The organism is Polaromonas sp. P1_A2, from assembly GCF_056406895.1.
Genome location: NZ_JBFTZI010000007.1, coordinates 135910 through 147500, shown reverse-complemented (window position 1 = coordinate 147500; position 11591 = coordinate 135910). Strand labels below are relative to the sequence as shown.

The 11591-nt window shown below is 61.3% G+C and carries 9 protein-coding genes and 2 rRNA genes (1 of these 11 running past the window's edge); 7 read left to right on the top strand and 4 right to left on the bottom strand.

The genetic code is table 11. From position 1 onward, the window contains the following. A 23S ribosomal RNA gene (locus tag AC1D09_RS22355) occupies nucleotides 1-1093 on the top strand (it extends 1787 nt beyond the left edge of the window). Between the two features lie 143 nt (nucleotides 1094-1236). Next, nucleotides 1237-1349 (top strand): 5S ribosomal RNA (gene rrf, locus AC1D09_RS22350). Nucleotides 1350-1578: 229 nt separating this feature from the next. On the opposite strand, the gene AC1D09_RS22345 is transcribed toward rrf, so the two are convergent. The 3 genes from AC1D09_RS22345 to AC1D09_RS22335 all read right to left on the bottom strand — a co-directional run bounded on the left by AC1D09_RS22345 (nucleotide 1579) and on the right by AC1D09_RS22335 (nucleotide 5094). Beyond that, the gene (locus AC1D09_RS22345) at nucleotides 1579-2499 is read right to left on the bottom strand and encodes an MBL fold metallo-hydrolase (RefSeq protein WP_477664526.1); all 921 of its coding nucleotides are present in this window, start codon (nucleotides 2497-2499) and stop codon (nucleotides 1579-1581) included. A gap of 24 nt (nucleotides 2500-2523) precedes the next feature. Further along, nucleotides 2524-4209 (bottom strand): AMP-binding protein, encoded by a 1686-nt coding sequence (locus tag AC1D09_RS22340; RefSeq protein WP_477664525.1) that lies wholly within the window; start codon nucleotides 4207-4209, stop codon nucleotides 2524-2526. Nucleotides 4210-4284: 75 nt separating this feature from the next. Continuing rightward, on the bottom strand, nucleotides 4285-5094 hold the full coding sequence (locus tag AC1D09_RS22335) for a DUF8198 family protein (protein WP_477664524.1): 810 nt from the start codon (nucleotides 5092-5094) through the stop codon (nucleotides 4285-4287). On the opposite strand from AC1D09_RS22335, the gene AC1D09_RS22330 reads away from it, so the two are divergent. The 5 genes from AC1D09_RS22330 (at nucleotide 5093) to AC1D09_RS22310 (ending at nucleotide 9690) form a co-directional block, all read left to right on the top strand. Beyond that, nucleotides 5093-5599, top strand: a complete 507-nt coding sequence (locus AC1D09_RS22330) for a hypothetical protein (protein ID WP_477664523.1) — start codon at nucleotides 5093-5095, stop codon at nucleotides 5597-5599. The two genes, AC1D09_RS22335 and AC1D09_RS22330, sit on opposite strands and share 2 nt — an antisense overlap. Nucleotides 5600-5616: 17 nt before the next feature. Next, nucleotides 5617-7227 (top strand): GMC family oxidoreductase, encoded by a 1611-nt coding sequence (locus AC1D09_RS22325; protein WP_477664522.1) that lies wholly within the window; start codon nucleotides 5617-5619, stop codon nucleotides 7225-7227. A 43-nt stretch (nucleotides 7228-7270) separates the two neighbouring features. Next, nucleotides 7271-8179, top strand: coding sequence for an esterase/lipase family protein (locus AC1D09_RS22320; protein ID WP_477664521.1), 909 nt, complete (start codon nucleotides 7271-7273; stop codon nucleotides 8177-8179). Between the two features lie 147 nt (nucleotides 8180-8326). Next, complete coding sequence (locus AC1D09_RS22315; RefSeq protein WP_477664520.1) at nucleotides 8327-8989, top strand: helix-turn-helix transcriptional regulator; 663 nt, start codon at nucleotides 8327-8329, stop codon at nucleotides 8987-8989. Nucleotides 8990-9072: 83 nt separating this feature from the next. Further along, nucleotides 9073-9690 (top strand): Crp/Fnr family transcriptional regulator, encoded by a 618-nt coding sequence (locus AC1D09_RS22310; RefSeq protein WP_413328873.1) that lies wholly within the window; start codon nucleotides 9073-9075, stop codon nucleotides 9688-9690. A gap of 13 nt (nucleotides 9691-9703) precedes the next feature. Here the strand turns inward: AC1D09_RS22310 and AC1D09_RS22305 are convergent, their stop codons facing one another. Then, a complete protein-coding gene (locus AC1D09_RS22305) occupies nucleotides 9704-11584 on the bottom strand; it encodes a S8/S53 family peptidase (protein WP_477664519.1) in 1881 nt (626 codons plus the stop codon). Between the last annotated feature and the right edge of the window lie 7 nt (nucleotides 11585-11591).

Sequence of the window (11591 nt, the reverse complement as noted above, 5' to 3'; positions counted from 1 at the left end):
AAGACGAAAGTCGACGTATAGGGTGTGACGCCTGCCCGGTGCTGGAAGATTAAATGATGGGGTGCAAGCTCTTGATTGAAGTCCCAGTAAACGGCGGCCGTAACTATAACGGTCCTAAGGTAGCGAAATTCCTTGTCGGGTAAGTTCCGACCTGCACGAATGGCGTAATGATGGCCACACTGTCTCCTCCTGAGACTCAGCGAAGTTGAAATGTTTGTGATGATGCAATCTCCCCGCGGAAAGACGGAAAGACCCCATGAACCTTTACTGTAGCTTTGTATTGGACTTTGAACAGATCTGTGTAGGATAGGTGGGAGGCTTTGAAGTGTGGTCGCTAGATCGCATGGAGCCAACGTTGAAATACCACCCTGGTGTGTTTGAGGTTCTAACCTAGGTCCATTATCTGGATCGGGGACAGTGCATGGTAGGCAGTTTGACTGGGGCGGTCTCCTCCCAAAGTGTAACGGAGGAGTTCGAAGGTACGCTAGGTACGGTCGGACATCGTGCTAATAGTGCAATGGCATAAGCGTGCTTAACTGCGAGACTGACAAGTCGAGCAGATGCGAAAGCAGGACATAGTGATCCGGTGGTTCTGTATGGAAGGGCCATCGCTCAACGGATAAAAGGTACTCTGGGGATAACAGGCTGATACCGCCCAAGAGTTCATATCGACGGCGGTGTTTGGCACCTCGATGTCGGCTCATCTCATCCTGGGGCTGTAGCCGGTCCCAAGGGTATGGCTGTTCGCCATTTAAAGAGGTACGTGAGCTGGGTTTAAAACGTCGTGAGACAGTTTGGTCCCTATCTTCCGTGGGCGCTGCAGATTTGAGGAAGCCTGCTCCTAGTACGAGAGGACCGGAGTGGACGAACCTCTGGTGTATCGGTTGTCACGCCAGTGGCATTGCCGAGTAGCTAAGTTCGGAAGAGATAACCGCTGAAAGCATCTAAGCGGGAAACTCGTTTCAAGATTAGATCTGCCGGGGCCTTGAGCCCCCTAAAGAGTCGTTCAAGACCAGGACGTTGATAGGTCAGGTGTGGAAGCGCAGTAATGCGTTAAGCTAACTGATACTAATTGCTCGTGCGGCTTGACCCTATAACTTTGATTAATTCGAAGTTGTTATGCCAAGTTGACGCATTCAAAAAGCACAGCCCAGCAGCTGTGCGAATCTAAATACAAGCTGATTGGCTCTATGAATTCGATGGATTGTTCTTTGGACAATCTGTCAAAAAGTTATGCCTGATGACCATAGCAAGTTGGTACCACTCCTTCCCATCCCGAACAGGACAGTGAAACGACTTAGCGCCGATGATAGTGCGGATTCCCGTGTGAAAGTAGGACATCGTCAGGCTCTTACAGCAAGGAACGCCCGGTTGATTTTTGATCAACCGGGCGTTTTCTTTTGTGCGCCCGGTATTTAGCCAGGCGACTCGAGATTTTAAAAAAGCCCGCATGAATCCATGCGGGCTTTTTTCATTTGTGAGGTGAGACGAGGGGGCGCAAGAAGATGTTCCAGGGAAGCAGCTCGGCGAAACGGAAGACAAAACTCCAAACGCCAACCCGGAATTGACCAAGCCTACTTAAGCATTCGCGATGTAGCCACCGTCTCTTTGTGCGACGCCGGCCGCGACCAGCTCGGCACTGAGCTGCTCTATCCACGCGCGGGCGGGGATGCCGGCGAAAAACTTGGCATGGATCTGCATGAAATACGGCGTTTCAAGAGCCCACTGCGCAAACGCATCGAAATCCTGACGCTGGGTTTCGAGTAGTTTGAATTTCAGTAAGACTTTTGCGGCGTGGTGAGCATGCCTGCTTGGGTTGCTGACAAACGATTCCAGGCGCTGGCGCGCACGCATCAGCACTTGCGGTGCATACGCGAAGACGCGGCCATGCCCGGGAACAACGGTTTTTGGGTTTAAGCGCTCGATCAAATCCAGTGTCGCGGCCACTTGCGAGAACGCACCCGCCCCTTCGAGTTCGGGAAACACCACACCAAACCCGTTTTCCCACAAGGCATCCGCAGAAATAAGCACGCGACTTCGCGGTTCGAAGAAGATCAGCGAGTGGGGATCATGACCGGGCGCGGCGTGAACCTCCCACATTTCAGTTCCAAAAAGCAGGGAGCTCCCCGGCTGCAGCGCCCGCGTGAAGCCAAACTGCGGGCAAAGCTGCCCGGTGGGCAAATAAGTCAGCGCCACCGGGTCCCATTCAGCGACCTGTTGCGCGTGGCCGGGAGGAATCAAGGTGCGGAGATCGGGGTAGCGCGCCTGCAAAGCCGCATTGCCGCCGCAGTGATCACTGTGCAAATGTGTGTTGATGAGGGTATCGAGCGGCCGCGGGCCCAAAACGGATTCCACCAAGGCCAGCGTCTGCGGCGCATGTGTGCAATACCCGCTGTCCACCAACACGGTTTCGTCGCCGCCGGTGAACAAAATGTTGTTGGCGGAAAGCCAGCCGCGCTCAAAAACATGCATCCCCGGCGGCAAATCCGGCTGGGCCATCAGCAAATTTCCGCGAAAAAGTACTCAGGCTGACGCACGCAACTCGCGCCTGAGGATTTTTCCGACATTGGTTTTGGGCAGGTCATCGCGGAATTCAATGTATTTGGGGCGTTTGTAGCCGGTGAGATGTTGCTTGCAATAGGCGCTCACTTCGTCTTCGGTCAGTGTAGGGTCGTTTTTTACGACAAAAACCTTGATGGCTTCCCCTTGTTTGTCGTCTGCAATGCCGATGGCCGCGCATTCGACAACGCCGGGGCACAGGGAAATCACGTTCTCAAGTTCATTGGGGAATACATTAAAGCCCGAGACGATGATCATGTCCTTCTTGCGGTCGATGATCTTGGTGTAGCCGCGCTCGTCCATGATGCCGATGTCGCCGGTGCGCATAAAGCCGTCAGGGGTGAATGCCTTTTTGTTTTCCTCCGGTTGCTGGTAATAGCCCGTCATGACCTGCGGGCCCTTGATGCAAATCTCGCCGGACTCGCCCAAAGCGAGCGATTTCCCCTCATCGTCCTTGATCGCGACCTCAATGCTGGGCAGGGGCAGGCCTATGGTGCCGGTGAATTCCTTGTTGATCACCGGGTTGTTGGTGCCGATCGCGCAGGTCTCGCTCATGCCCCAGCCTTCGATCATGGGGCAGCCCGTCACCTGAAGCCAGTGCTTCGCCGTACCCTCGGACGCGGCCATGCCGCCCGCCTGGGAGACGCAGAGACTGGAAAAATCAACTGTCTTGAACTGCGGATGTTGGAGCAGTGCATTGAACAGCGTGTTGACCGCCGGCAACATGTGAAAGGGCCGCTTCTTGAGAACCTCGATGAACTTGCCGAAGTCGCGCGGGTTGGGAATCAGCGTCAGGTGGGCCCCCCAGCGGATGGTGAGCAGGCACAGCGTCAGCGCGAATATGTGGTACAGCGGCAAGGCCGCGATGTTGTTGGTCTTGCTGACGTCGCCCACGCGCTTCAAGGCGGGTGTGAACCATGCCTCCGCCTGCAGGATCGCGGCAACAATGTTGCGATGGGTCAGCACCGCACCTTTCGACAGGCCGGTGGTCCCGCCGGTGTACTGCAGAAAGGCAATGGAATCCAGCGTGCTCTGAGCGGGCTTGAGCGCCATGCGGCTACCCTCGGCAATCGCGCGGTTGAAGGTGGTGACAGTGCGCCCCTCGCTCAAAGGCAGTTTATAGGCCGGCACCAGTTTGGCGAGGTGGCGCACGGCAAACGTGATCCACTGGCCGTACCAGAAACCGAGCAGGTCGCCCATGGAGGCTACAACGACCTTCTTCACCGGCGTGCGTTCAATCACCTCCGCCAGGGTGGCGGCGAAGTTTTCCAGGATGACGATGGTCGTCGCGCCTGAGTCGCGCAACTGGTGCTCCAGCTCACGCGCGGTGTACAGCGGGTTGACGTTGACGCAGGTGTAACCCGCCCGCAAGATGGCCGCCATGGTGACGGCGAACTGCGGCACATTGGGCAGCATGATGGCCACGCGAGCGCCGGGCTCCAGGCCCAGGCTCTGCAGCCAGCCGCCCAACGATGTCGAGAGTTCGTCGAGTTGCCCATAGCTCATCCAGCGGTCCATACAGACCGAGAACGGCTTGGCCGCGTTCTTCTTGAAGGAATCCTCCAGCAGATGGGTGAGCGAGCGGAACTGTTCGGTGTCGATCTCGTGCGATACGCCTTCGGGATAACTCTTGAGCCAATGCTTGTTCATACAAACTCCTTGCGGCTCATTGTGAAAGCCGCCTGGCGGAATCCGTATGGGGCTTGTCCTAATGCGGGCGCGATATCAGGGCCCGGCAGCGAGCAAATGGCCTAATCTGGTCTCGCAGGTGACAGCATCGTCCTCAAACAGGGAGTGGATCCACGCCGTCTCGCGGTCTTTGATCAGTCTGAGGAACTCACTCGCGCCGCGCATGGTGGCGAAGGCATCAAAGCCGGTCTCCAGAAAATGTTGCAAGGAATTCAGCCCGGCTGCAGCCGCGGGTCCGCGCATCATTTTGAGCAAGGTGCGAAGGCCGAACATCCGGGTCAGGCGGTCGAGTTCCTGCCCCAGATGCAGCACCACCTCCAGCTGCCGCTTGCGCGCGGCGATATCCCCCACGCGCCGCCAGCAGCGAATATAGCGGGCACATACATCGCTCTGGGGCATGCTCCCTGTGTCCGCCAGCCACTCGCGCGCCATCAGGTCATCAAGTTGTTCCGTCAGCGCGTGCACCTCCGCCAGCGCGGCCGCGGTGTTGACCACAGGCTGCGGGAAAAGTTTGGCGATGGTGCCGGCGATGCGCGCGAACTGCTGGTCGCGTTCGGCATAGTCCTTGTCGCTGTAGAGCTCCTGCAGAAAAAACGTGGCCGCGGTTTTATACCGGTGGCTGTGCAGCAGGTCGGAATAGGTGGCCTCAAAACGGCGTGCCTGGAAGCGCTTGAGCTCGGCATTGGCTTGGGCCAGCGGCGCGTCGGCCCTGTGCTGCTGCCTGAGCTTCGCCACAGTCTCCAGCGCGTCGTGTATTTGTTGTGCGGAGGCGTCCATACAAACCCGGAGTTTATCTAGGTACGGGCCCCTATTGAAACCTAAATGCGCGTGCGAAACTTCCAGCATGCAAAGAAGAACGCTCCTCAAGCTAGGCGCCGCCTCAGCCGCTGTGCTGCTGGTGGCTGGCGGCACGGCCGCGTTGCTGCAGCCGGGCCTGGCCGGCGGCGTGCTGAGTGCATCGGGGCGTGAGGTGTTTTCAGCCATAGGCCGGGCCGTGCTCGACAAAACACTGCCGGCCGATGAAGGTGCACGGCAAATCGCATTGAACGGCCTGCTCAGCCGCATCGACGTGCTGGTGCAGTCTTTACCGCCGCACGCGCAGGCCGAGCTGTCGCAGTTGCTGGCCCTGCTGGCGAGTGCCGCAGGCCGGCGCGCGCTGGCCGGTCTGAACCAGCCCTGGCACCAAGCCTCTGTCGCCGATATCCAGCAGTCACTTCAGGACATGCGCCTTTCCAGGATGGCACTGCGGCAGCAAGCCTACGCCGCCTTGCACGACATCACTGCGGGCGCGTATTTCTCCGATCCGGCGAGCTGGGCGCTGCTGGGATATCCCGGCCCCATGAAGATATAAAGACCTCCGAAAGCAGCATGAGCCAACTGAAAGACCCGATCCGCGAAGGCCTCGCGCGCGGCTGGAAAGTGATGGGCGGCGCGTTGCCGCCAGCGCCCGAAACACTCAGCTGCGATGTCGCCATCATAGGCAGTGGCGCCGGCGCCGGCGTCACGGCCGAACTGCTGGCCAAGGCCGGCCTGCAGGTGGTGATGGTTGAAGAGGGGCCGCTCAAAAGCAGCAGCGACTTTAACCAGAAGGAATCCGAAGCCTATCCTTCGCTCTACCAGGAGAGCGCTGCGCGCAAGACCGAAGACAAGGCCATCAACATCCTGCAGGGACGCTGCGTGGGCGGCTCCACCACGGTGAACTGGACCAGCTCCTTCCGCACGCCGGGCTCCACGCTGAAATTCTGGCAGGAGCAGTTCGGGCTGGACGGCTACACCACCGAAGCGCTGGCGCCGTATTTTGCCCAGGCGGAGCGGCGCCTGAATATCACGCCCTGGCTGGTTCCCCCCAATGAGAACAACGACCTGCTGCGCAGGGGCGCGGCCAAGCTGGGAATTCCCGCGTCGGCCATTTCGCGCAATGTCAAAGGCTGCTGGAACCTCGGCTCCTGCGGCCTGGGTTGCCCGACCAACGCCAAGCAATCCATGCTGGTCACCACCATTCCCGCGGCGCTCGACAAAGGCGCGCAACTGCTGACCGAAACCCGCGCGGAAAAGTTTGAGTTGGCCAACGGCAAGGTCACTGCGCTGTTATGCCGCAGCCTGGGCACGTCCCCCGGGACGGCGGGCGGGGGCATCAAGATCGTCGCCAAACACTATGTGCTCGCCGGCGGCGCCATCAATTCGCCGGCCGTGCTGCTGCGCTCGCAGGCGCCTGACCCGCATGGTGTGCTGGGCGCCCGGACCTTTTTGCATCCGGTGGTCATGTCCTCCAGCGTGTTCGAGCAAAAAGTGGAAGCCTGGAACGGCGCGCCGCAAACCATCTATTCCGACCACTTCCTGGAGACCCAGGCGATAGACGGCCCCATAGGCTACAAGCTCGAGGCCCCTCCGCTGCACCCGGTGATTTTTGCGTCGACCGTACCGGGCTTCGGCCAGGGCCAGCACGACTTGCTCAAATCCTTCCCCTACAACCACACCCTGCTGGCGCTGCTGCGCGATGGCTTCCATGACGCATCAAGGGGCGGGCAGGTCAAGCTGCGCAGCGATAACTCCGCCGTGCTGGACTATCCGCTGACGGATTACGTCATGGAAGGCGGGCGCAGAGCGCTGCTGTCGATGATGGAAATCCAGTTCGCGGCGGGCGCAAAACAGGTGCTGCCGCTGCACGAGATGGCCCAGTCCTATACCTCCTGGGCGCAGGCCCGTGATGCGGTCAAGGCCTTGCCCATGAAGCCCCTGCTGACCCGGGTGGTAAGCGCCCACGTCATGGGCGGCTGCGGCCTGGCCGGCAACGAACGCCAGGGCGTCACCCGGCCTGACGGCGTGCACTGGCAACTCGAGAACCTGTCCATCCACGACGGCTCGCTGTTCCCGACCAGCATAGGCGCGAATCCGCAGCTGTCCATCTACGGCATGGTGAACCGCCTGGCGCAGGGCCTGGCGGCCAGGCTCTCGGGCCGTGCTGTCACACTGGTCTGAGATACTGCGGCTTGCTACCGCTTCCTTCTCCTTTGCCTGACCGATGCTGGCCCAACTACAAAGACTCATCACCCTGTCCCTGGTCGCCGCGGCCTTTGGCTGGCTGTTCTGGTTTCTCGGCGACGCCCCGTTGCTGGCCGTCGCGGGCTTTCTGGCCATTGCGCTGGGGTACACCGCTTTCCTGGCCCTCGAATTCGTCTTTCTCCACCACGTCAACAAGCGGGATCCGGAGCCCCGGCCGAGCTGGGGGGAACTGCTGCGTGCCTGGCTGGGGGAGACCCTGACGGCACCGCGCGTGTTCTGCTGGCGCCAGCCTTTTCGCATGAACGTGGTACCGGATCAGCTTTTGCCTGCCGAGGCCATCCGTGGGCGTCGCGGTGTGGTGTTTGTGCACGGGTTCTTTTGCAACCGCGGTTTGTGGACGCCCTGGCTCCAGCGCGTTCGCGCAAGCGGACGGGCTTTTGTTGCCGTCAACCTCGAACCCCTGTTCGGCTCCATCGATGACTATGCGCCGCAAATTGACGAGGCCGTGCGCCGGGTCACCGACGCCACGGGGCTGCCGCCGCTGCTGGTGTGCCACAGCATGGGCGGGCTGGCCGTGCGGGCCTGGCTCAAGCGCATGCGGGCCGAGGCCCGTGTCTTCCACGTGGTCACCATAGGCACGCCGCACCGCGGGACCTGGCTGGCGCGCTTCGGCCACGGCCACAACGGCCGCCAGATGCGGCTGCAGTCCGACTGGCAGGCGCAACTGGACCACGAGATGCCGGCGGACCGCCACGCGCTGTTCACCTGCTGGTACTCCAATTGCGACAACATCGTGTTCCCGACGTCCACCGCCACCTTGCCGGGCGCCGACAATCGGCTGATCCGCGGCGCCGCCCACGTGCAGATGGCATTCCTGCCCGAGGTCATGGAGGCCACCCTGGCCATGCTGGAGCGCGAGCCGGGCTGAACAACCGCGCCGCCGGAGCGCGGAAATCCGGCAGTCCGCGCGAATTCATGTGAATTTCTCACAAAAATGACCCGGCATATTCACTATCTACATTGGGCCGGGCTTTTTATGCTCATCTTCATCTATTTGTAGGATGGAGCGCCCCCCGTGACCCTGTTTGCACAGCCCAATGCCGCCTTCCTGGAGGCCTCGCCTTCATTCCCCCTGGACGACGCCGATTCGGTGCCCGCCTTGCTCGCCTGCCTGGTGGATGAGCTTGCCCACGGGGTGCTTGTCGTCAGCGCCCAGGGAAAACTCCTGCACGCCAACCCGGCTGCCCGGCGCGAGCTTGACCGCGGCGTCGTACTGGGTGCGGAGCGGGGCGAGTTGAAAGTCCTCATGCCACCCGATGCCAAGGCTTTCCAGACCGCCCTGGGCAAGGCCATAGCGGGCAAGCGCGGCCTCATCAGGCTGGCGGGCGAGGGCGTGGATTTCACCCTGGCCCTGGTGCCGCTGCAGCGCCAGATGGGCGTGCCCTGCGACCGGATCGCACTGGTGCTGTCGCGTGTGGGTGTGAGCGAGTCCGGTGTGTTCGGCGCGTTTGCCCGCAACCACGGCCTCACCCACACGGAAGAGCAGGTGCTGGTCCTCCTGTGCCGCTGCCTGAGCACGCCCGAGATCGCCATCCAGATGAAAGTCGCGGTCTCCACCGTGCGCAGCCACGTGCGCAGCCTGTGCGCCAAGACCGCTTCCAGCGGCGTCCGGGAACTGGTCAACCGCGTGGCGATTTTGCCACCCATCGCCCCCTCGCCGGTCGGACAGATTCATTGATCGCCGCAAGGGGGCGGCAACGTGCTAGATTACGGCTCATCATGAGTCCGCATATACCTCCCGAAGAAGATCTTTACGCTCACTTGACCCCCGAATTACGCACCCTCGCCATGCGCGGCGTGGTACGCACTTACCCCAAGAAGGCGGTCGTCATCAACGAAGGGGAAATCGGGGACAACCTTTACGTGCTGCTCAAAGGCAGCGTCAAGGTGTTTTCCATGGACGAAAGCGGCCGTGAAATCACCTACGGCCGGATTCACTCCGGCGACTACTTTGGCGAGATGTCGCTGGACGGCGGACCCCGCTCCGCCTCGGTCATCACCCTGGAACCTTGTACCTGCGCCGTGCTGAGTCGTGCCGAAGTGAGTGAGCACTTGGTGTATGAGCCCGGATTTGCCATAAATCTGGTGGTCCAAGTTATTCGCCGGGCGCGTGCCGCCACGGAAGCCGCCCGCAATATGGCGTTGCTCGACGTATATGGGCGATTGATTGCCGTGCTGGAAGAGCACGATGACGTGGCGACCCGCGATACCGCAGAGGGTGTGACGCTGGAGTCCATCACCCACCAGGACATCGCCAGCCGTGTCGGCGCCTCGCGCGAGATGGTGAGCCGCCTGCTCAAAGACCTTGAAAAGGGCGGCTACATCGAGATGGGCACCAAGCGCATCACCCTGCTCAAGAAACTGCCCAGCCGCTGGTAGCGGCGAAGGCGTCTTATATCGCGTTGAAGATCCGCCGCGTTTCCTGCGGCGCTGCGTCACTGGTGCCCCTCAGCCGGACCGCCGAACTGCTGTAGGTGCCTGCAGCCCGAATCCCCGTCATGATGGGATTTTCATCACTGAACGCCGCGGTGCTGGGGGTCTTCACCACGCCGGGCCGCTCTGGCCTGCTTGCATCGGGGTCAGGCTTCTGCGGGGAGTAATGCGCCCAATGCGACCCCACGATCCGCGTGCCGCCCACGGACACCGTCTTGCGCCCGGTGGCAATGCTGTTGAAGTTGCCGCTGCGCCGGATCAAGGTCGGATTGTCGGGGTGATCCACGAAAGAGCCCGGGTTGCCGCTCATGTCGTACAGCTTGTCTTCAAAGTGCGACTGGCGCCCGCCTCGTGGGCCGGTCACCACGTCGTCACGTTCCACATAGGCATCTATCGTGACCTTGCCCGGCTGCGTGTTGGTCAGCTTGATCTGCCACACGCCGCTGGGGGCCGTGGCAGTGCCTTTGTCGAAGCTGAAGGTGGGCGCCAACGCGATCAGCGCGCAAGTGCCGTGCGTGCCGGTTGCCACGCTTTTGGGATAAATGAGCGCGCACAGCGGCTGCGTGCCGTTGCCCGTCCACATGCGTGATTCGCCGAATTTCAGGGCCGGCAATGCCGTGTGCCCAGGGGGCGTGATTTCTATCTTGATGCCATCGGCCTGCGGCGGCAACCACAGCTCCAGGAAGTTTTCGGTCAGGTCGTTGGGTTGCCCGCGCCAGTGGAGGGTTGCGTGCGCATTTTTGGCGAGCGTGAGGTTCGCATGCGTGCGCTGCTGGTAGCTGTTGCCCGCCGCCAGCACGATTTGCAGCCGCTGGCCGCACAGGGTGATCAGCTGGTCCATCGCCGCTTCCAGCAGTGAGCTTCCGTCATGCGGCCCGGCCAGGGTGCCAAAGCTGATGTTGGTCACGACCTTGGTGTCCTGCGCGCAGCGCGACAGGACGTACATCAACCCGTCAAGCACATGGATGTTCAACGAACCACCCGACGTGTCGGCCACGGTGCCGTAGTCCAGCTGCACCGCGATGATGTCGCAGCGGCTGGCCTCGTCGTCGGCCAGGGCCCAGCTGGCCGGCCCGTCAAAGCCGGGGGGGAGATCGGCCATCTGCGCCATCAGCGTGCGCGGACCGCAAGCCAGGTCCAGCACATGTGTGCCATGGTTGACACGCTTTTGCAGTGACTTCAGCTTGAAGTGCCGGTAGACCTCGCCCTCATCCACCAGGCCGTTGTAGCTGCGCTGTTGCATCGCGCGATTGATGTCGGCGGCCGTCAATTCATGGCCATAACCCAGGCCGGCCGGCGATTGGCCCACGCCCTTGCCGTCTTGCCGCCAGAAATACCGCGTGCGCGCCTTGCCTTTGTGCAGGAAATTGGCATTCGCGAAAGCCAGCCCGTCGTCGATGAGCGCCATCACCTTGCCCTTGAGCAGGGGCTGGGCGCCGGTCGTGCCGGCGGAGCCCGGGTTGTCGGTATGAAGGCCTGCGGCCAAACCCAGCTCCAGCCGTTTGACCAGCGCATGCAGGCTGCCGCCCGGTTGAATGTGCTTGAAGAACGCCGGCCTGACGCGGGCCGTGCAGTAGCGCAGCCCAAGCGGTGCGGCGCTGGAGGTGTATACGGGCGGCACATGCAGCCATTGCGGCGAGGCCGCGCCTATGAATTGGGCGATGCTGACGCCGGGGCTGAGTTCAATCGCTATCGGAAGCCACTTCGGCTGTGTGCCGCCATAGCCTGCGAAGCTATCGGTCTCGGCCCATACCAGGTAGGGGTCAAAGCCATTCGTCGCGTCCGGCTTGGCCCAGTCAATGCCGGTGAAGCCGCCCTTGGGAAGTTTGTGCCAGGTCATGGGTGTC